The 20139-nt window shown below is 70.3% G+C and carries 19 protein-coding genes and 1 tRNA gene; 6 read left to right on the plus strand and 14 right to left on the minus strand.

Annotated elements, in window-relative coordinates; genetic code table 11:
* Positions 1–147 precede the first annotated feature (147 nt).
* The 7 genes from HNQ05_RS09815 to HNQ05_RS09845 all read right to left on the minus strand — a co-directional run bounded on the left by HNQ05_RS09815 (position 148) and on the right by HNQ05_RS09845 (position 6185).
* Positions 148–1854 (minus strand): ABC transporter substrate-binding protein, encoded by a 1707-nt coding sequence (locus HNQ05_RS09815; protein ID WP_147146446.1) that lies wholly within the window; start codon positions 1852–1854, stop codon positions 148–150.
* Between the two features lie 189 nt (positions 1855–2043).
* Complete coding sequence (gene secG / locus HNQ05_RS09820) at positions 2044–2274, minus strand: preprotein translocase subunit SecG (protein ID WP_147146444.1); 231 nt, start codon at positions 2272–2274, stop codon at positions 2044–2046.
* 19 nt (positions 2275–2293) lie between these two features.
* Positions 2294–2380: transfer RNA gene (locus HNQ05_RS09825), tRNA-Leu, on the minus strand.
* 59 nt (positions 2381–2439) lie between these two features.
* A complete protein-coding gene (locus HNQ05_RS12365) occupies positions 2440–3591 on the minus strand; it encodes a PEGA domain-containing protein (RefSeq protein WP_147146442.1) in 1152 nt (383 codons plus the stop codon).
* Positions 3554–4222 carry an HAD family hydrolase gene (locus HNQ05_RS09835; protein ID WP_147146440.1) on the minus strand — a complete coding sequence of 223 codons (669 nt, stop codon included), beginning with the start codon at positions 4220–4222 and terminating at the stop codon, positions 3554–3556. Before HNQ05_RS09835 ends, HNQ05_RS12365 begins: the two co-directional genes overlap by 38 nt.
* Complete coding sequence (locus HNQ05_RS09840; RefSeq protein WP_147146438.1) at positions 4215–5117, minus strand: MBL fold metallo-hydrolase; 903 nt, start codon at positions 5115–5117, stop codon at positions 4215–4217. The genes HNQ05_RS09835 and HNQ05_RS09840 overlap by 8 nt, the downstream gene beginning before the upstream one ends.
* A 24-nt stretch (positions 5118–5141) precedes the next feature.
* Entirely contained in the window at positions 5142–6185 is a 1044-nt protein-coding gene (locus HNQ05_RS09845) for a LacI family DNA-binding transcriptional regulator (RefSeq protein WP_147146436.1), read from the minus strand.
* A gap of 46 nt (positions 6186–6231) precedes the next feature.
* Here HNQ05_RS09845 and HNQ05_RS09850 point away from each other — a divergent pair, with 46 nt between their 5' ends.
* From HNQ05_RS09850 to HNQ05_RS09865, 4 genes are all read left to right on the plus strand, one after another.
* The gene (locus HNQ05_RS09850) at positions 6232–6810 is read left to right on the plus strand and encodes a glycerol-3-phosphate acyltransferase (RefSeq protein WP_147146434.1); all 579 of its coding nucleotides are present in this window, start codon (positions 6232–6234) and stop codon (positions 6808–6810) included.
* A 2-nt stretch (positions 6811–6812) separates the two neighbouring features.
* A complete protein-coding gene (gene abc-f / locus HNQ05_RS09855; RefSeq protein WP_147146432.1) occupies positions 6813–8672 on the plus strand; it encodes a ribosomal protection-like ABC-F family protein in 1860 nt (619 codons plus the stop codon).
* A 1045-nt stretch (positions 8673–9717) separates the two neighbouring features.
* Positions 9718–10479 (plus strand): fumarylacetoacetate hydrolase family protein, encoded by a 762-nt coding sequence (locus tag HNQ05_RS09860; RefSeq protein WP_147146430.1) that lies wholly within the window; start codon positions 9718–9720, stop codon positions 10477–10479.
* Positions 10480–10507: 28 nt separating this feature from the next.
* Positions 10508–10921: a YbaN family protein gene (locus tag HNQ05_RS09865; protein WP_183677789.1), complete on the plus strand. Its 414-nt coding sequence runs from the start codon at positions 10508–10510 to the stop codon at positions 10919–10921.
* On the opposite strand, the gene HNQ05_RS09870 is transcribed toward HNQ05_RS09865, so the two are convergent.
* Genes HNQ05_RS09870 through HNQ05_RS09895 form a run of 6 tightly spaced genes read right to left on the minus strand, consistent with a single transcriptional unit; the run spans position 10918 to position 17320 of the window.
* Entirely contained in the window at positions 10918–12726 is a 1809-nt protein-coding gene (locus HNQ05_RS09870; protein WP_147146426.1) for an ABC transporter ATP-binding protein, read from the minus strand. The two genes, HNQ05_RS09865 and HNQ05_RS09870, sit on opposite strands and share 4 nt — an antisense overlap.
* On the minus strand, positions 12726–14483 hold the full coding sequence (locus HNQ05_RS09875) for an ABC transporter ATP-binding protein (RefSeq protein WP_147146424.1): 1758 nt from the start codon (positions 14481–14483) through the stop codon (positions 12726–12728). The genes HNQ05_RS09870 and HNQ05_RS09875 overlap by 1 nt, the downstream gene beginning before the upstream one ends.
* 24 nt (positions 14484–14507) lie before the next feature.
* Positions 14508–15353, minus strand: a complete 846-nt coding sequence (locus HNQ05_RS09880) for an acyl-CoA dehydratase activase-related protein (protein WP_147146423.1) — start codon at positions 15351–15353, stop codon at positions 14508–14510.
* 29 nt (positions 15354–15382) lie between these two features.
* The gene (locus tag HNQ05_RS09885; protein WP_147146419.1) at positions 15383–15679 is read right to left on the minus strand and encodes a hypothetical protein; all 297 of its coding nucleotides are present in this window, start codon (positions 15677–15679) and stop codon (positions 15383–15385) included.
* Positions 15660–16673, minus strand: a complete 1014-nt coding sequence (locus HNQ05_RS09890; RefSeq protein ID WP_147146417.1) for a M20/M25/M40 family metallo-hydrolase — start codon at positions 16671–16673, stop codon at positions 15660–15662. Before HNQ05_RS09890 ends, HNQ05_RS09885 begins: the two co-directional genes overlap by 20 nt.
* Positions 16670–17320 carry a response regulator transcription factor gene (locus HNQ05_RS09895; RefSeq protein ID WP_041553991.1) on the minus strand — a complete coding sequence of 217 codons (651 nt, stop codon included), beginning with the start codon at positions 17318–17320 and terminating at the stop codon, positions 16670–16672. Before HNQ05_RS09895 ends, HNQ05_RS09890 begins: the two co-directional genes overlap by 4 nt.
* A gap of 95 nt (positions 17321–17415) precedes the next feature.
* Between HNQ05_RS09895 and HNQ05_RS09900 the strand changes: the two genes are divergently transcribed.
* The gene (locus HNQ05_RS09900) at positions 17416–17913 is read left to right on the plus strand and encodes a putative dsRNA-binding protein (protein WP_147146415.1); all 498 of its coding nucleotides are present in this window, start codon (positions 17416–17418) and stop codon (positions 17911–17913) included.
* Between the two features lie 8 nt (positions 17914–17921).
* Positions 17922–18983 (plus strand): DUF8744 domain-containing protein, encoded by a 1062-nt coding sequence (locus HNQ05_RS09905; RefSeq protein WP_147146412.1) that lies wholly within the window; start codon positions 17922–17924, stop codon positions 18981–18983.
* Here the strand turns inward: HNQ05_RS09905 and HNQ05_RS09910 are convergent.
* Entirely contained in the window at positions 18977–20101 is a 1125-nt protein-coding gene (locus HNQ05_RS09910) for a radical SAM protein (protein WP_147146411.1), read from the minus strand. The two genes, HNQ05_RS09905 and HNQ05_RS09910, sit on opposite strands and share 7 nt — an antisense overlap.
* Positions 20102–20139 lie beyond the last annotated feature (38 nt).

Raw genomic sequence — 20139 nt, forward strand, 5'->3', positions numbered from 1 at the left:
GGTTGGGGGGGGGGGGCGCTCTGGCGGGCCCCGCCCGCGGGGCGGGGGCGCGCGGGTCGCGCCCCCCCCCCCCCCCCCCCTCCTTTCCACACACACCCCCCCCCCGGGGGGGGCGGGGGCCCCCGGCCCCCCCCCCCCACGTTCGGGTTACTTCTTGACGAAGACGGTCTCGATGTAGGGGTACTGCCCGACGATCGAGGTGATCTGGTCCTTCGCGAAGAGGCCGCCCAGCTTGTTGAGGCGCGCCGGGTTGTACGCCGGGGCCACGGTGTAGGTGAGGGGCAGGTTCTCGGCGACGACCTGCTGGAAGCGGACGTAGATCTCGCGGCGCTTCGACTGCTCCAGGGTGGTCGCCCCCTGCTTCATCAGCTTGTCGATGAGGATCTCGAACGACTGGAAGTCGGGGCCGTAGTTCCACATGTGCAGCGGCCCGTCGAGCTCCCAAACGTTGCGGCTGAAGGCGGGCTCAATGCCGCCGGTCAGACCGATGAGGATCGCGTCGAAGTCGCGAGTGTTGAGGATCTGGCGCACCAGCTCGTTGAAGGCGATCGGGGCGTACTTGACGTTCACGCCGATCTTCTTGGCGTCTTCGGTGAAGAGCTGGGCGATCTTCTCACGCACGTTATTGCCCTGGTTGGTGGAGAGGCGGAACTCGAGCGGCCGCCCCGAGGCGTCCACCAGCACGCCCTGGGCGTTCTTGTTGCGGAAGCCGATCTCGGCCAGCAGCTGCGCGGCCTTCTCGGGGTTGTACTCGAACTTGGCGACGTCGTCGGTGAAGAACTGCTTCACCGGGATCGAGATCGGGCTCCACTGGGGCTTACCCAGGCCGCCGAGGGCGAGCTCGATCATCGAGTCCTTGTCCATCAGGTGGGCGATCGCCTGACGGAACTTCTTGTTGCGGAAGAGCTGGGCCTTCCAGGGATCGTCGCTGTTCCAGTTGAAGAAGATGAAGTTGGTGCCGGTGGTGACGTCGGCGTTGGGGAAGATGGTGGCGTCGAGCTTGCCCGAGTCGATGCGCTCGATGATCTGGGCCACCTGGTCGGCGTTCGAGGCCGCGAAGAGGTCGAGCTCACCGGCCAGGAACTTGGCCAGCGCCGCGTTGAGGTCGCCTACGGTGGTGATGATGTAGCGGTCGAGGTAGGGCAGCGGGTTGCCCTTCTCGTCCACGCCCCAGAAGTTGGGGTTCTTCTTGAGGACGACGCGCTCACCCTGGACGAACTGGTCGAGCATGAAGGGGCCGCCGGAGACGATCTTGGCGGGGTCGGTGCCCACGTCCCACATCTCCGTGACCTTGCCTTCCTGGTAGGCCTTTTCGAAGACGTGCTTGGGCACGATGTACCAGCCCTGGATCAGCGCCGGGGCGTAGGGCTTGGGGAAGTCCGCCTGAACGGTGTAGTCGTCGATCTTGGTCCAGACGATCGGCGAGCCGTCGATCTCGAAGCTCTTGATCGAGTTCGAGCCCACGTCGGGGTCGGCGTGCACCTTGGCGCTGAAGATCACGTCGTCCGCGGTGATGGGCTGGCCGTCCGACCACTTGGCGCCCTCACGCAGGTGGAAGACGATGGTGAGGCCGTTGTTCTTGACCTCCCAGCTCTTGGCCAGCAGGCCTTCGGGCTCGAGGGTGTAGGGGTCGTAGCCCGTCAGCGAAGGGAGCATGAGGCCGATCACGTCGGTCGAGGACGTTTCCTTGGCCACGAAGGGGTTGAAGGTCTTGGGGTCGGAGGTCGACCAGTCGCGGAAGTCTCCGCCGAACACCGGCGTCTCGTCCGCGTTCGGCGCCTTGAACACTTTGGGCTGGGCCAGGGCCAACGCCCCCAGAGCCAGCACGACCAAGATCCAAATAGGTTTCCTCATTTAGATACCTCCTCTTTCGTGACCCAGTCCGCCTTCGGCGATTGGCTATCCAGCGGATTTGGGCTTAGTCGCACGTTACCCGTTAGGCAAGGGCCCTGTCAAGAATGTACCGCGTATAAAATTCATGAATATCCCGATCACTAAACGAAAAAGCGGGGCTCGAGGCCCCGCCGTGGTCTGCGGCCATGGTTAACGGGGAATCTTGCTGATGATGACCGAGAGCACGAGGAAGGCCGCGCCCAGCCAGATCGTCACCCGGTACAGCCCTCCGGTCACGCCCCGGGCGGCGAACAGGTCGGTGGCCCCGCCACCCAGGATGTCGCCCCCACCCTGCTTGGGCTCCTGGAGGAGCACCACCCAGACCAGCCCCGCCGCGATGGCGAGGTAAATCAGAATCAACAGCGTGTACAAGATGCCCATTTCGTCCTCCTCGTACCTCTGGTGCCGGGAGCGGGACTCGAACCCGCACGGCCTCGCGGCCGGTAGATTTTGAGTCTACTGCGTCTACCAGTTCCGCCATCCCGGCGCGCGTCCGCCCTTTACTATAGGCGGCTGCGCGGGGGGGCGTCAACAAAAAGGCGGCTGCTACAGGGGATCGAGCTCCAGCTCGATCTCTTCGCGGTCGTCCGGCAGGATCAGCAGACGTTCCCGGGCCGCCTCGCGACCGGGAGCCAGCGCGACCAGCTCGTGCCAGCCCTCCGTCACCGCAAAGGTGCGCGTCGCCCCGCGGGCGATCCGCCCCAGCGGCATCCCGTCGAGGAAGAGCTCGGCCTCGACGTTCACGGTCACCGATAGCGTCGCCGCGGCCCGCTCCAGCAGGGCCGTCGTCCCCGCCGCCTGCGGCCCGGGGGCGACGGTGAGGTAACGCCCCCAGACCTGGAAGCCAGGCATCTCCAGGCGCAGCGCGTGCCGCCCGGGCGCCGGCTCGAGCCGGCAGGGGGCGGTGCAGGCGTAGCGGTCGTCGAGGTAGACCCAGGCGCCCTCCGGACGCGAGGCCACGTCGAAGCGAACCCGCTCCCCGGCCACGGGAGCCGGGAGGCGCAGCTCGAGCCTCGTCCGCTCGCCCCGCGCCAGCGAGAGCTGCTGCTCCTGCGTGAACCCCGGGCCCTCGAGGCGCAGACGGCGCCGGCCCGGGGCCACCTCGGCGCTCAACGGGGTGAGGCCCAGCCGCACGCCGTCGAGCCAGACCGCAAGCCCCGCTGGCTCGCTGCGAACCTCCAGGAAGGCCTGGGCGCTCTGGCGCACGCGGTAGCCGCAAGCGGCGGCCCGCCAGGCGTCGCGGTCCAGGTGCTCGAGCACCGCGCGCAGCTCCGACGCGGTCGTCCGCGGCGCCAGCGCCAGGGGCACGCGCGCGGCCAGCAGGTAGAGGACGCCGCGTTCCTCGCGGGCGTCAGCGACGTAGCGGACCCCGCCGTCCGCGGGGAAGCGGCGCACCTCGCCCGCGGCCAGACGCACGGACCCCGAGCCCGCCGCGGGGACCAGGCGTCGCAGGTCCGCGGCGTCACGCGCGTCGAAGACGTAGACGAAGGCGTCGTCGGCGACGCCCACGCGGAAGCTTACCGGCGCCCCCGCCTCCAGGGCGCGGCCGCAGCCGCCCTCCAGCTCGATCCAGGCCCCGTCCGCGCCGTCCACCCCCGGCAGCCAACCGGGCGCCGCGCCCGCCAGGGCCAGCAGGAAGACCCCAACCACCCGGCCCGCCTCACCCCGCACCCCCCAGGACGCGCCAGCCGCGCTCACGCGCCCGCCGCACCAGCACTCGGTCGGGGTAGACGGCCACGGCCTCGCGCGCCAGCTCCAGCAGCGGCAGGTCGCTTGCGGTGTCGCCGTAGGCGCGGTCGGGCGCGCGCCCGCCCAGGTGCTCCCGCACCCGCCGGGCCTTGACCGCGGCCACGTTGACCTCGCCCGCGGGGTTCTGCGGACAAACCCCGTCCACGCAGACGAAGGGCGTGCCCAGCGCCTCCACCTCCGGGCCCAGGCGCCGGGCGAACGCTTCCAGCACCGGCTGGTAGGTGCCCGAGGCGAGGACGACCCGCACCCCGCGCTCCAGCCCGGCGCGCAGCTCGGCGAGCACGTCCTCGCGCCGCTGCGGCCAAAGTTCGTGCTCCGCGACCCAACCGGCCATGACCTCGACTTCGCCTGCGGAGGCGCCCGCGAACAGGCCCGCGAGGTCACGCATCCACTTGTTCTGGTAGCGCCGCTTGTCGATCAGGCCCGCCTTGGCGAGGAGCGCCCCCGGCAGGTGGGCGAGGAAGAAGCGCCGGTAGGCGGCGCGGCGGCCGTTTTGCTCGAGCCAGCGCCCCACGCCCTGCCAGGTCTCCCCCGCGGTCAGGGTGCCCTCGACGTCGAAGACCCAGACCTCCTCAGGCACCGGCGGCCCTTTCGGGATGAACCTTGCGCCAGTAGCGCACCAAACCCGGCACGCTCATCCAGGCGGGGTCGGCGATCTCGTACTCGGCCAGCGTCTCTTCGTCCAGCCCCGCCGAGCGCAGCTCGTCGGCCACCAGCTCTTCGAACCGCGGGATCATCGCGTCCTCGTCCAGGCCCTCGCGCAGCCAGCCGAGCACCCGCTCGGCCCAGCGGAACATGCGGTCCTCGAGGTCGTCCAGGTGCGCGGCCACGTCCGGGTAGGCGCCGAAGTGGGTGGGGCGGATCTCCGTCGCCCCGAGGCCGCGCAAGCGGTCGAGCGAGGCCTTCCAGCGCTCCAGGTGGATCTCCGGGGGTGGAAACGGCGGCACCACCGGCCCCCCACCGATGCGCACCCCGCCGACGTCGCCCGAGAAGATCACGCCGCCCAAAACCCAGGCGTGATGGTGGCCCGCGTGGCCCGGGGTGTCCACGGCGAGAAAGCGGGAGGTGCCCACGGCCACCTCTTCACCGTCCTCCACGGCGCGCACGCGGCCCGGGGGAACCGGCCCCGGACGCCCCCAAAGGGCCTCCATCTGCGCCCCGTAGATGCGGCTCGCGCTCTCCCAGAGGCGCGAAGGGTCGACCAGGTGGGGCGCGCCCCGTGGGTGGACGTAAACGACCGGGGCGCCTTCTTCCACGAGCCGCCAGGCGGCCCCGGCGTGGTCGAGGTGGATGTGGCTCACGAAGACCGCGCGCAGGTCGGCAGGCAGGACGCCGTGCTCTGCGAGCGCCTCCTTGAGGCGCGGGTAGGTCGACTCGGGCCCGGTCTCGACGAGCACGGGTCCGGCGGAGGTCTCCACCAGGTAGGCCGCGATGGTGTGCGGCCGGCCGAACCGCAGGTCCAGGGTATGGATCATGGCTCTAGTTTAGCGGGACCGGGGTCAAAATCCGGTCTGCGTGGAGGAGCGCACCACCAGGCGGGGCTCGAAGCGCTCGTGACGCGGCGGCCCCTCCGTGCCCTGCAGGCGCTCGATGAGCATGCGCGCCGCCGCCCGCCCCATCGTCTCCACGGGCTGCTCCAGGGTGGAGAGCCCGCGCGTGGCGGTCCAGGGCTGGCCGTCGAAGCCGAGGACGCGCACCTCCCGGCCCACCTCGAGCCCCGACCGCTCGGCCGCCTCGACGACGCCCAGCGCCACCACGTCGGCGGCGGCGAAGACGTTGAAGGGCGGCCGTTGCAGCTCGAGGAAGCGCTGCAGGGCGATCTGCCCCCCTTCGGCCGAGAGCCGCGTCCGGAAGACGTGGTCTTCGGGCAGGGGCACCCCGGCCTGCGCCAGCGCCTCGCGGAAGCCGCCGATGCGGGCGGAAAAGACGGTGCTCGCAAACGCCCGGTCCAGTTCCTCCTCGATCTGCACCGCGAAGACCGGACCCCCCAGCGCAAGCAGGTGCTCCGCGGCGAGACGTCCGCCCAGGGCGTTGTCGAGGTAGGCCGAGTCGTAGGCCTCGCTGCGGGCGTCGACCATGACCACGGGCCGGTCGGTGGGCAGGCGGCCGCCGGGAAAGCGCTCGGCGAGGTCGTAGCTGGCCACGATCAGGCCGTCGGTGTGGTAGGCCAGCGCCGAGGAACTGAGGAAGCGTTCGAGCCGCTGCTTGGAGAGCAGCGGGAAGAGCGCCAGGTCGTAGCGCTGCTCGCCCAGCTCGGCCTCGATGCCCTCGAGCAGGCGCAGGTAGAACTCGGTGCCCACGAACGGAAGCAACACCGAGACCGTGTAGCTGCGGCCGCCGGCGATGCGGCGGGCGTGGGGGTTGGGCACGTAGCCCAGCTCCTCCATGACCGCCTGCACCTTCGCACGGGTCTCGGGCCGCACCGCCGGCGAGTTGTTGATCACCCTGCTCACGGTGCCGATCCCCACCCCCGCGCGCGCGGCCACGTCGGCGATCGTCGGGGCGTTCCTTCCGTTCTTGGGCGCCTTCGAACCGTTTCCCACCGTAGGTTTAGTGTATCCTGGGCCAGGACGCCCGGGGAAGCCCATCATGAACGCCGTCGACCTGCTCTGGATCCTGCTCAGCTACCTCATCGGTTCGATCAGCTGGGGCTTGATCTTTGGCTTCGCCCACGGCCTCGACCTGCGCCGCCGCGACCTTCCCGGCGGTTCGGGCGTCTTCCGTCAGCTTGGACCCGTCTGGGGCGTACTCACCGCCCTGCTCGACGCCGCCAAGGGCGCCTTGGTGGCCCTGCTGGCGGCCCAGGCTCCAGGGGGCCTGGCCCCCTGGATGGCGACCGCGGTGGTCGCGGGACACTGCTGGCCGGTCTACTTCGGCTTCTCGGGGGGCGGCGGGCTCGCGCCCAGCCTGGGTTTCTTCCTCGTTTTCCGCCCTGCGGTTACGCTCGTCGCTCTGGCGGTGGTGGCGGTGGTGGCGCTCCTCTACTACCCCTGGTGGCGCAGGCGCGGGGGCGTCCTCGGCATCTACCCGATTCCCTTCGCCGCGCTCTTCGGCTACGCCTACGCGCTCTGGGCGCTGCAAGACGACCGCGAAGGGTTCCGGGCCATGCTCGGGGTCACCGTGGTGGTGCTGGTCCGGGGACTGCGCCTGCTCAAAGGCCGGCGGTAGCCATGCGTCTGGTTCGCGCGGAGAACCTCAGCTATTCGCTCGGCGGCCGCGACCTGCTGCTCGGCGTCGGCTTCGAGCTGCGCCACGGCGACCGCGTCGCCCTCGTGGGCCGCAACGGTTCCGGGAAGACGACGCTGCTGCGGCTGCTCGCCGGCGAGCTCGAGCCCCACACCGGCCGGCTGCTCTTCGGCCCGGGCGTGGTGCTGGCGCGCACGCGCCAGGAACCCCGCTTCGGCGGGGAAACGGTCGGCGAGGTGCTGCGGCAGGGCTTCGCGCGGCTCGAGCGCATGGAAGCGCGGCTGACCGAACTCGAAACGCGCCTCGACGACCCCGCGGCCTACGGCGAGTGGGAGGAGCTGCACGCCCATTTCGAGGCCGCAGGCGGCTACACCCGCGAGGCCCGCTACCGCGCCGTACTGGGGGGCCTGCGCTTCGCGGGCCGCGAGGACGAACCCGCAACCCGGCTCTCCGGCGGCGAGGCGCGGCGGCTCGAGCTGGGGCGGGCTCTCCTCGCCGCCGCCGACGGGCTGCTGCTCGACGAGCCCACGAACCACCTCGACGCTCCGATGCGCGCCTGGCTGGCGGGCTTTCTGGGCGAGTACAAGGGCGGCCTGCTCTTTGTCAGCCACGACCGCTGGTTCATGAACCGGCTGGCTGCGGCGGTGGCCCACCTGGAGCGGGGACGGCTCACGGTCTACCCCAGCGACTACGACGCCTTTCGCTCGGCGCGGGCGGAGCGCGAAGCGCAGGCGCAGCGCGCCTGGCAGAACTGGGAGAACCGCCGCCGCGAACTCGAGGCCAGCCTGGAGCAGGCGCGCCGCTGGGCGCACTCGAGCGAGAAACAGGCGGTCCGCAAGCGTGCCCTGGAAACCCGCTACGAAAAGCTGCTGGCCGAGGAAGCGCCGCGGCCCGAGCGCACAGGGCGCAGCGTCCGCATTCGTTTTCCCGCATCGGCAGGGCCGGAACGGGTGCTCGAGGCCGCGGCCCTGGAAAAGCGCCTCGGCGGCCGCCGCCTCTTCCGGGTGGAGAACCTGACCGTGCGCCGCGGCGAGCGCATCGCCCTGGTCGGCCCCAACGGCGCGGGCAAGAGCACGCTGCTGCGCATGCTGCTGGGCGAGCTCGGCTCCGACGACCCGGCCGGCTTCGTGCGCACCGGCCCGGGGGTACGCGTCGGCTACTACGACCAGCGGCTGAGCGGCTTCGACGAGAACCTCACCCTCTTCGAGACCCTGCACCGGCTCGTGGGCGACAAGGAGGCCCACAACCTGCTGGGAGCCTGGCTCTTCCCCTACGAAGCCCAGTTCAAGCGGGTGGGCGACCTCTCGGGCGGCGAACGCGCACGGCTGGCCCTCCTCAACCTCGCCCTACTCGAAGCCAACCTGCTGGTCCTCGACGAACCCACCAACCACCTCGACCTGGAAACGATCGAAGCCCTGGAAGAGGCCCTGACGCGCTACGAAGGCACCCTGATCGTCGTCAGCCACGACCTCGCCTTCCTGAAGCAGCTCACCACCCGCACCTGGCGGGTGCAGGACGGAACCTTTGCCGACACGCCCCGCCCGCCCGACGAGCCCGCCGCCGCGGCGCGTGCGGCGTCCGCGCCCGCGCCCGAACCCAGGCCGGCCGAAAGGCCCCGGCGCAAGAAGAGCCGCTGGCACACCGAACGGCTGATCGAGAAGCTGGAGGCCGAGATCGAAGAGTTGCACGAGCGGCTCGCCGCCGTGCACGCGCGCGCCGCGGAGCCGGGGCTTTCCCACGAAGACTACGCCGCCATCGCCCGCGAGGAAGCGGAGCTGAACCAGGCGCTGGCCGAGCGCGAGGCCGCCTGGGAACGGGCGGTGGAAGAGCTCGAGTCCTCCTAGACCCCGCCGCAGCCCCTATGAGATCCCGGATCAGGTCCGGGACAGGTCCCGGATCAAGTCCGGGACAGGTCCGGAACCTTAACGCTGAGGAAGAGTCGCTTGCTCGGAGCGCTTAAGGCGAGGACGACGCGTCGGTTCATTTGCGACCAGCAGCCACAAAGAAACCATTAAGATCCCCGATCTCGGCGCTTCGCGCCTCGTCGGGGATGACGAGAGAGGGACGGGGGTGTAGGGGGTGGGGTGCAAGTACGGGAGATGAAGAGACGCGAAAGCACGGGGTCTTCGCGGCTTTGGGGTAGCGAAGAAAGGGCCCGCGGGCTTCCGCCCTCATCCGCTTCGCCCCTGCCCCTCCTCGTTCAAACTCCTATTTACTACGTACCTCGCACCATGCACCACGCACCGCCGTTATCCGTCATTCCGGACGAGGGGGCCGCTTGGCCCACGAGATCCCGGATCATGTCCGGGACAGGCCCGGAACCTTGCTGGGTGCGAACGAGGGGCCGAGCGCCTGACGCGAGGACGGTGACGACGGCCCGTCGGTTCAATCGAAACTCGCAACAACCTAAAGATCCCCCACCTCGGCGCTCTGCGCCCCGTCGGGGACGACGAGCAAAGGAGGTGGGCGGTAGGGGCGGGAAGGCCGTGAAGTCGGTGGCATACGTCCGGAGTATGCGGCAACCACAACCCCCTCCCCGACCCTTCCCCGGGGAGGGAGCGGGATTAACGGTGATGAAACCGTGGATGGACGACGCAGCATGGGCCCCGGCTCGCGCGGGCTTCGCCCGCTCGGCCGGGGAAGCGAACTACCTTCCGTTCACAAAACCAAAAACGCATCCCCGGACGAGGCGGCATTTTGCCGTCGAGATCCGGGGTCCATGCTGGGCGAAAGGGCAAGATCGTCGATAACCAGCCCACCGCAGGCCACAAGTCGGTGCTGTTGCCAGGCCCTGCGCGCCGTACAGGCAGGCACGCGGGTCCTCCCCAACGCGCCCCCCATGCCGCACGCACGAACGGCCCGCGGCCCCCTTCTGTTACCATCGAAGCCATGAAGATGCTTCGTTTCCGCAAGGACGGCCGGGTGCAGTGGGGCTGGCTGATGGGCGAGGACCACGTGACCCCCATGCGCAAGCTGGACGGCGAACCCGCCGGCGAGGTCTACCCCATACGCGAGCTCGAGCTGCTGCCGCCCGCCGAGCCCAGCAAGATCGTCTGCGTGGGCCGCAACTACGCGGACCACATCAAGGAGATGGGGCACGCCTTCGGCGAAGACCTGCCGGCCGAGCCCGGCCTCTTCCTCAAGGCCCCCAACACCCTGGTGCCCTCGGGGGCGGAGGTGACCTACCCCGACTGGACCGAGGAGCTCCACTACGAAGGCGAGCTGGCCGCGGTCATCGGCCAGACCGCCAGGAACGTGGGCGAGGAGGAGGCGCTCGGTTACGTGCTGGGCTACACCAACGCCCTCGACCTGACCGCGCGCGACAAGCAGAAGAGCGACCTGCAGTGGATCCGCGCCAAGAGCGCCGACGGCTTCCTGCCGCTGGGGCCGGTCCTGGAGACCGAGCTGGACCCGAACGCCACGGTAGTGCGCACCTGGGTCAACGACGAGCTGCGCCAGGAGGCGAGCACCGAGTTGATGATCTTTCCGGTGGCGCGCGTGATCAGCTACGTTTCCCGCTTCATGACGCTGGAGCCGGGCGACGTCGTCCTCACCGGCACGCCCAGCGGCGTGGGCCCGCTCGCCCGCGGCGACCGCGTCCGTGTCGAGGTCGAGGGGGTGGGCCGGGCGCTCGAGGTGCGGATCGTCTAGCTCCCCCTCGTATAGAATGGGCCGCACGATGGAACCTTCCGCCAAGCGCTGGCTTTTCAACCTTCTGGGGTTCGTCTTCCTGGGGCTGGCCGCCCTGGGGGTGGTCCTCCCGGTGCTCCCGACCACCCCGCTGGTGCTGCTGGCGCTCTGGGCCTTCGCCAACGGATCCGAGCGGATGTACCGCTACGTCTACCACCACCGCTGGTTCGGCGCCGCCGCCCGCGACTGGAAGCGGCACAAGGCCATCCCCCGGCGCGGAAAGATCCTGGCCAGCGTCACCGTGGGCCTCACCGCGCTCTACCTGATCTTCTTCTCCGAGGCCCCCCGCTGGGCCGCCTGGACCTCGGTGGCGCTGATGACCTACGGGATGTTCTTCGTGCACACCCGGCCCACGCTCGAGCGGATCAAGCCGCGCACCCAGGAAGCGCCCGAGCGCCGCTAACCCGCCTCGGCGTACTGCAGCTCGTAGAGCCGCGCGTAGTAACCGCCCGCGGCCAGCAGCTCGGTGTGGCTGCCCTCCTCGACGATCCGCCCCTTGCGGAAGACGAGGATGCGGTCCACGCCCTGGATGGTGGAAAGGCGGTGGGCGATGATGATCGAGGTGCGCCCCTCCATCACCCGCGCCATCGCCCGCTGGATCTGGCGTTCGGTCTCGGTGTCCACGCTGGCCGTCGCCTCGTCGAGGATGAGCAGGATGTCGGGGTTGTGCAGCACCGCCCGCGCCAGCGCGATGAGCTGCTTCTGTCCGGTGGAAAGCCCGCCGCCGCGCTCGGTGAGTACGGTCCGGTACCCCTGGGGCAGCTTCTCGATGAAGTCGTGCGCGCCCACGAACTTGCAGACCTCGACGACCCGCTCCATGGGAAGGCTTTCGTCACCCAAACGCAGGTTGAACTCGATCGTGCCGGAGAAGAGGAAAGGATCCTGCAGCACGATGCCGATCGCCCGGCGCAGGTAGCGCTGGCGGTAGTCGCGCACGTCGTGGCCGTCGATCATCACCCGGCCCTTCTGCACGTCGTAGAACCGCGCGATCAGGCTGACCGTGCTCGTCTTGCCGGCGCCGGTGGCCCCCACCAGCGCCACCTTCTCCCCGGGGCGGATGTGGAAGCTGACGCCCTGCAGCACCCACTCGTCGTCGGCCACCTCCTCGCCGGGGCTCTTGTAGGCGAACCAGACGTTCTCGAAGCGGATCTCGCCCCGAAAGCGCTCGACCGGCAGCGCGTCGGGTTTGTCGGTGATCTCTTCCGGAGTGTCGAGCAGGTTGAAGATGCGCTCGGCCGAGGCCATGGCCGCCTGGAAGATGTTGAACTTGTCGGACATGTCCTGGATGGGCTGGAAGAAGTTGCGCACGTAGTCGAGGAAGGCGACGAGCAGCCCGAAGGTGATCGCCCCCTGGATCACCGCCCCGCCCCCGAACCAGACGATCGCGGCCACGGTGGCCTCCCCCAGGAAGCTGACGATCGGGTAGAACATCGAGAACCACCAGATGACCTGGATCCAGGCATCGCGGAGCTCACGGTTCACCGTGTCGAAGCGGCGTTCCTGGCGGTCCTCCTGGGCGAAGAGCTGGGTGGTCTCGACCCCCGAGAGGTTCTCCTGCAAGGCGGCGTTGACGCGCGCCAGCTTGAGGCGCATCAAGCGGTAGGCGTCGCGCATGCCGATGCGGATGCGGGTCGTCACCCACAGCAACAACGGCATCACCGCGAAAGTGATGAGGGCCATCTTCCAGTTGAGGTAGAGCATGAAGCCCATGATGCCGACGAGCATGAAGAAGTCGGCCAGAAAACCCACCAGCCCGCCGGTGATGAAGTTGTTGATCGCATCGACGTCGGAGGTGATGCGGGTAAGCAGGCGCCCAACGGGGGTGCGGTCGAAGAAGCCCAGGTGCAGACGCTGGATCTTCTGGAAAATGTCGCTGCGCAGGTCGAAGAGGACGTGCTGCCCCAACCAGGCCAGCGCGTAAGTCTGGGTGTAGCGCGCGGCGAAGTCCACGACCCGCACCCCGATGAAGAGGGCGCTCGCCAGCAGCAGCACCCGGTAGCGCTCGGCCAGTTCGGTGACCTGGGTGGGCACCAGCGCGTGGTCGATGGCGTACTTGAGGATGAGCGGAAAGACGTTGGCCGTCAGGGTGGTGACGATCAGGGCCACCAGCGCCACCAGCACGACCTTCCAGTAAGGAAAGGTGTAGCGCAGGATGCGGCGGGCCAGGCGCGGATCGAAGGATTTTCGGAAGGCCTCGTCTTCGTACACTAGCCCACCTCCGCTTCCAGCCGCTGCATCCGCTCGAGCTCGGCGTAGTGCCCCCCGGCGGCGAGGAGCTGCTCGTGGGTGCCCTCTTCGATGATGCGGCCGCTGTCGAGCACCACGATCCAGTCGGCGTGCGCCAGGGTGGAGACGCGGTGGCTGATGAGTACCGTGGTCTGCCGCCCCAGTACCTCGCGCAGGCCGCTCAGGATGCGCGCCTCGGTCTCGGTGTCGACCGCGCTCATGGCGTCGTCGAGGATGAGGATATCGGGCTTCTTGGCCAGCGCCCGCGCCAGTGCCACCCGCTGCCGCTGGCCGCCCGAGAGGGTGACCCCGCGCTCACCCAGCAGGGTCTGGTAGCCGTCCGGGAAGGCCATGATGTCGTCGTGCACGCCCGCCAGCTTGGCGGCCCAGACGACCCGCTCCATATCCAGCTCGGGCAGGCCGAAGGCGATGTTCTCGGCGATGGTCTCGGAAAAGAGGAAGGGCTCCTGCTGCACCCCGGCCATGCGCCCGCGCAGCACCGCGAGCGGGACGCGTTCGATCGGGTGGCCGCCGACGAGGATGCGGCCGCCGGTGGGCTCGAGGATGCGGGGAATCAGGCGCGCGAGCATCGTCTTGCCGCTGCCGGTGCGCCCGGTGATGCCCAGGGTGCGGCCCGCGGGAATCGTGAGGGTGAGGCCCGAAAGCACCTCGCGCCCGCCCAGCTCGAGGCGGACGTCCTCGAAGCGCACCTCCGGCGCGTAGCTGCGGATGCTGAAGTCGGTCTGCGGCCCGTCGGCGATCCGCGGCTCGGCCTGGAAGAGCTCGTTCAGGCGCACCCAGCTGGTCATGCCCCGCTGCCACAACCCCATCACCCAGCCGAGGCCTAAAAGCGGCCAGGAGAGCTGCAGCAGGTAGGTGTTGAACTGCACGAACTCGCCCAGCGTCATCTGCTCGCGCACGACCATTCCGCCGCCCAGCCAGAGGACGAGCACCGCCGCCGCGCCCATGAGGAGGCTCATCATCGCGTGCAGCGGCCCCTCCACCCGCGCGAGCGCCAGGCTGCGGGCGATGTACTGCCGGTTCAGCTCCTGGAACCGCGCGGTCTCCCGGTCTTCGATCGCGAAGCCCTTGACCACGCGGATCCCCGAGAAGTTCTCCTGGGCGAAGGTGCTGATCTTGTCGAAGACCTCCTGCGCCGCCCGGTAGCGGCGGTGAATCAGCGAGAGCAGGTAGCGCATCACGAAGAAGACCGGGGGCACCGCGACGAGCATCCAGGCGGCCAGGGTGGCGTTGACCAGGAACATGGCCACCGCGGCCATCACCAGGAACCAGGCGATGCGCCAGCCCATGTTGAGGCCGGGCCCCAGCAGGTCACGCACGGCGCCCAGGTCGGTGTTGAGCTTGTTCATCAGGTCGCCCACGCGCTCGCGGGCGTGGAAGTAGAAGTCAAGGTGAACCAGCTTGTGGAAGAGCGCCCGGCGGATCTCGTACTCGATCTCGCGGCTGGCCACGATGCTGAGGCGGCGCTGCGCCCAGCTGAGCACCGCGATCACCGCCCAGAGGCCGATCAGGCCCATGGCCCAGTAGACGTAGCCGCCGTTGCCGGAACCGATGGCGTCAATGGCGCGGCGGATGAAGTAGGGCCCCAGGATGACGCCGAACTGCACGAGCAGACCGAAGGAGAGACCGACCGCGTACTTCCAGAGGTAAGGGCGCGCGAACGGCTGGATGCCGCGCACGAACGAGAGTACTGACCGGTCAGTTTTCACGTCCGCCATTCTACGCCCCTTCCCCGCTTCCGACTAGCGGGTGGCTTTCTGAATGCGCTCGAGCGCCGTCTGGGGATCCTCGCCCAGCACGTGCACGGCCACGGGCTTGGGGGTGGTCGCCGCCAGCCGGCGCGCCAGCCGCTCCTCGGGCGGGCAGTGGTCGTCGACGACAAGCAACAACCCCGCCACGCGGCCGAGCCGGCCCAGGTAGTGCGCCGCGCCCGCAAACTCCAGGTCGGCGGGCAGGTCGATGTTGAGCCCGGTGCGCGCCCCCTCCTCGCGCAATCGCTCGGGGCTCGCGTCGGGGCGCACCGGCGTCCACCCCGCCGCCTCGGCGGCCGCGAGTACCTCGGGGTAGAGGCGCTCGTCGCCGAGCAGGTAGGGCATCGCCGCCAGGCCCAGCAGGCGCGCGCCGCGGGGCATGGCGGGGGGCTTGTAGGGCTTGAGCAGCTGCCGGGTGCGGTCGAGGGCGCGGCGGACCTCCTGAGGGTTCTGCACCAGCTCCTGACCGATGCGCGCCGCCAGACCCAGGACCCCTTCCGCGAGCTCGGAGGGAACGCGCACCAGCGGCGGCAGGCCGGGGAGCACGCGCTCGAGCATGCTCGCCGGATCCACCGCCCAGGGGCAGGTTCCGGTGCCGCGCGGGCTCTCGCCGACCGCCTCGGGCACGAAGATCGCCTCGGCGCCACGGGCCTTCAGCTCCAGCACCCGCGCCGCCAGCAGTCGCGCCGGGCGGGGCCAGGGCTCCTCGAGCCGCGCCAGCGCCTCGCTGACCGGCAGCCGCGGCTCGAGCAGCTCGGCGCCCAGCTCGCGCAGGTAGGCCCGCCAGAAGGGCAGGTAGCGCTCGCTCATCCAGGTATCGACCAATCCTAGGCGCATCAAACCCCCAACCTACCACAAGCCGCGCGTCAGGACACCTCGTCCGGTCGCAGCAGCCAGCCCTCGCCGGTCTCCAGGTCCACGTCCACCACGAGCCCCGCGAGCTCCTCGGGAAAGGCTTCGAAGACCTCCAGCAGCACCGGGTGCCAGTGCACCCGCCCGCCCACGGCCTCGGCGAGCGGCCGCGCGGCCTCGGCGCTGGAAAAGGCGTACATGAAGAGCTCGCCCTCGAGCTCGACGGTGGCGTAGCTCACGCCCTCGGCGTCGTCCACCTGGGCGACGTAGTAGACGCCCTCCTCCTGCAGCTTACGCAGCAGCGCTTCCACGCAGACACCTCCAAAAGGCGCGCAACCAGGCCGCTCCCTGGTCGAGGGAGGCGGGATCCACCCACTCGGCCTCGGTGTGGGCGCCGCCGCCACGGTAGACCCCCAGCGTGATCGCCGGGATGCCCGCCTCCACCGCCGCGGCCATGTCGGTCGAGCCCACCCCCTCCTCGGCGGCGACGCCGACGCCCGCGGCCGCCTGCAGCGCGCATTCGCGCAAGGCCTCGGTGACCGTCGAGCCCGCCGGCCTGCGGCCCAACAGGGCGATCTCGGCCTGGACCCGCTCGAGCTGGGCCGCCTGCATGGCGCGGGTGCGCACCTCGCGCTCCGCTTCGGCCAGGAGGGCCTCCTCGGTCGCGCGCACGTCCAACGCCAGCCCCACCTCGCGGGGGATGGCGTTGATGGCCTCGCCGCCCCAGACCCGCGCCACGCTGCGGCTGGAGCGCTCGCAGCAGGGCAGCGCCTGCACCGCGCGGATGAGCCGGCCCAGCGCCCAGGCGGGGTTGGGGGCGCTGCGGTCGCCCCAGGAGTGACCGCCGGGGCCGCTGAAGCGCACCTCGAAACGCACGGAGCCCAGCGCCCGGGTCACCAGGTTGCCCAGGTAGCCGTCCACCGCCACGAACGCCTCGGGGCGGCGGCTCCGCACGAAGGCGCGGGCGCCGCGCAGATTGCCCAGGCCCTCCTCGCCCACGGTGAAGACGAGCGTCGCCCCTTCGGGGACGCGCGACCAGGCGGTGGCCAGCACGGCAACGCCGCTGGAGTTGTCGCCCACGGCCGGCCCCCACCAGCGCTCGGACTCGAGGGTCAGCGGCCGCGGGGTGAGCACCGTGTCCAGGTGGGCGGCGAAGGCGACGGGCCCCTCCCCCACCCAGAGGTTGCCCTCCTCGTCGCGCATCGGAACCTCGCCCCGGCCGGAAAAAAACTCGGCCAGGAAGTCGGCCCTGGCCTCGTCGCCGGCCACCGCCCCGAAGCGGCGCAGGAAGTCCTGGGGGGTCATTCCTCGATGTCGGCCAGGCCCTCGCGGATCGCGTACAGCGCGGCCTGGGTGCGGTTGTTGAGGTGCAGCTTCGAGAAGATCTCGGAGAGCCGGTTGCGCACCGTCTTCTCCGAGATTCCGAGCTCGTCGGCGATCTCCTGGTTCGTCGCCCCCTGGGCCAGCAGGCGCAGGATCTGCACCTCGCGGTCGGTGAGGTCGGCGTGGTGGGCCTGGGGCAGCACGTCGCGCTTGGCCCGGAAGTCGTGGATGATCTGCTCGGCCAGCTCGGCGTCGAGCAGCACCTCGCCCTCGTTGACGCGGCGTACCGCGTCGACCAGGGCCTCGGCGTCCACGTCCTTGAGCAGGTAGCCGCGGGCGCCGGCCTTGACCGCCTCGAAGACGTAGGCGTCCTGGCGGTACATGGTGAGCATGATCACCTTGGCCTCGGGGAACTCCTTGAGGATCTCCTTGGTGGCTTCGACGCCGTCGAGCCCGGGCATCTGGATGTCCATGAGGACGATATCGGGTCGGGTCTCGAGCGCGGCCCTGAGGGCTTCGCGCCCGCTCGCGGCTTCGCCGATCACCCGCAGGTCCCCCTCGGCCTCGAGCAGCGAACGCAGGCCCTGGCGGAAGAGGGAGTGGTCGTCGGCTATCAGGATTCGAATCATCCCGTTCATTGTAAAACGAAACGCCCCCGCGCGTGCGTGCTAGAATACGCTCGGCCGCCCGAAGTGGCGGAAACTCCACGCCAACGAGGTTCACCGTGACGCATCCCAAATCCGCCTTGAACGCCTACTGCCAGAGCAAGAGCCTGCCGCTGCCCAAGTTCGAGACCCGGGGCACCGGGACCGAGGACGACCCCCTCTTCATCAGCGACGTCTCCCTGAACGGCGAGCTGCTCGCCACCGGCCAGGGGCGCAGCAAGCGCGAGGCGGAGAAGGTGGCCGCGGAGCTGGCGCTCGAGCTGCTGCGGCGCACCCACGGCGAGCCCCAGGCGAAGAGCCGCAAGCGGCGGCGCAAGCCGCGCGGCGGCAACGGCGAGGGCGAGCGCAGCTCCGCGGAGGCCGAAGCCCCGGCGCCCTCCGAGGCCGCCGGCGGCGGCTGGCCCGTCTACCCCGAGGTGCTGGCCGAAGCGCTGCGCATCGCCGACGCCCGGCTGCCGCAGTCGCTGAAAGGGCGCGACGTGCGCGAGGAGCTGGCGCGCTTCGCCGGCGACGTGTACAAGGCCCTGCTCGAGGAGCTGGGCCAGGAAGCGAGGTAGGAGCCGACATGTTTCTGCGCGTAGGCCTGCTGGTGTCGTCGGTGGTGCTGATGGTGACCGGCCTTTGGGCCGGGGTGGTGCGGCTGGGCTGGGCGCTGCCCGCGGGCGGCCTCGCCGGGCAGCACGGCCCGCTGATGGTGGCCGCCTTCTTCGGAACCCTGATCGCGCTCGAGCGCGCCGTGGGCCTCGGCAAGGCCTGGACCTACGTCGGCCCGGTGCTGATGGCGCTGGGCGGGCTGGGGTTCCTCGCCGGTCTGGACCTGCGCTGGGTGCAGCTGGTACTCACCGTGGGCGCGGCCTTCTACGTGGCCGTGGCCGTCTACATCTACCGCCTGCAACCCGCCGACTTTACCCTGGTCATGGGCCTGGGGGCGCTCGCCCTGCTGCTGGGCGACGTGCTCTGGCTGCGCACGGCCCCGCCGCAGGTGGTCAGCCTGTGGTGGATGGCCTTCATCGTCTTCATCGTGGCCGGCGAGCGGCTCGAGCTCTCGCGCTTCGTACCCAAGCCCACCGCCGCCCTCCGCGGCTTCATCGCGGTCACGCTGCTCACCCTCGCGGGTCTGGTCCTGGCCACGCTGGGGGTCTTCCACGCCGAACGCTGGGTGGGGCTGGGCTTCCTGCTCCAGGGCGTCTGGCTCCTCAAGTTCGACATCGCCTGGGTCAACCTGAAGCGCGAGGGGGTGCACAAGTTCATGGGGGTAAGCCTGCTCACCGGCTACGTCTGGCTGCTGGTGGGCGGCTTCTGGATGCTGGCCGCGGGCCTGCCGCCGGCGGGTCCGGGGTACGACGGCCCCCTGCACGCCGTCTTCGTCGGCTTCACCTTCGCCATGGTCTTCGGCCACGCCCCCGTCATCTTCCCCGCGGTGCTGCGGCTCAAGATCCGCTTCCACCCCGCCATGTACCTGCCGCTTGGGCTGCTGCACGCGGCGCTTTTGGCGCGCATCCTCGGCGACTACCTGCTCGCGTCGCCGCTGCGGCTCTGGGGCGGAATGCTGAGCGCCGTGGCCGTGGTGCTCTACTTCGCCCTGGCCATGGGCGTGACCCTTTTCGGCAAGGACGAGGCTCAGTAGATGAACTCGCGGATGTCGTAGCGGGCCGCGCGCACCCCCAGCCGCCGCACCGCCCCTGTGAGGCGGGCGGTCTCGGCCTCGATCTCTTCCCAGCTCATCGGCTCCAGCCCCGCCGCCGCGCGCTCGCGGGCGTAGACCGAGTCGGGGTGTTCGACGAAGGGCGAGAGGTAGACGAGATCGCCGCGGTCGAGCGGCATCCGCGCCAGCGTCGCCAGCGTCGCCCGCGCGTGGGCCTCGCGGTAGCCGCGCCCGCCCACCCCCACCATCACGATCAGCCCCACGCCCACCCCCGCGGCCTTGAGCTCGCGCACGAAGGCCACCAGCTCGTCGGCGGATCCCGGTTTGTTGAGGAAGGCCAGCAGCTCGTTGAGGCCGGTCTCCATGCCCACGTAGACGCGCTCGAGTCCCAGAGCGTGCAACTCGCCCCAGTCCGCGGGGTCGTGGCGCTCGCCGCTGTAGAGGTCCACGAAGCCGAAGATCGGGCGGCCCGGGAAGACCTCGCGCACCGCCTCGAAGATGGGCAAAAGGCGCCCCCGCGAAAGCGCCAGGGCGTTGCCGTCGGCCAGGAAGACCCCGCGGCGCAACAGCAGCTGCCGCCCCAGGAAGTCGCGCACCGCCTCGGCGTGCGCCCGCAGCTGCTCGGGCGTCTTGGCGTGGAAGGGGCGGCCCTGGTAGAAGCTGCAGAAGGTGCACTTGTTCCAGGTGCAGCCCTCGGTGGCCTGAACGACGACGGCGAAGTACTGGTCGGGCGGCAGGATGGCGATGGGCCGGTAGACGGCGTGGAAGCGTTCGCGTTCGGCGGCGAGCTGCTCGGGCGTCCAGGGAAGGATCTCTTCCGTCACGCGGGCGGCGCAGGCCGGGTCGAGGAGCTCCGCGGCGCGGCGTGCGTGTTCGTGCACCCGGGCGAAGACCGTACGCGCCTCCTCGGGCGCCAGCACCCCGCGCTCGCGCGGCCCTCCCGGCGCCCGCCGGCGCCAGTGGAGGGTGCTGTCGAGGGCGCGCTTGTAGAGAACGCCGTCGTCGTAAAAGGTGTAGAGCCGCCCCTCGCGGTCGAAGCTGAGGACGTGCCGGGGGTCGGGGTGGATCAGGGTGGAGGCCTCGCGGCACTCGGCGCGCATACCGACGTATTGTAATCCCGGCCCCGGCCGCGTTTATG

The organism is Oceanithermus desulfurans, assembly GCF_014201675.1.
In the GTDB taxonomy this organism is placed as follows: domain Bacteria; phylum Deinococcota; class Deinococci; order Deinococcales; family Marinithermaceae; genus Oceanithermus; species Oceanithermus desulfurans.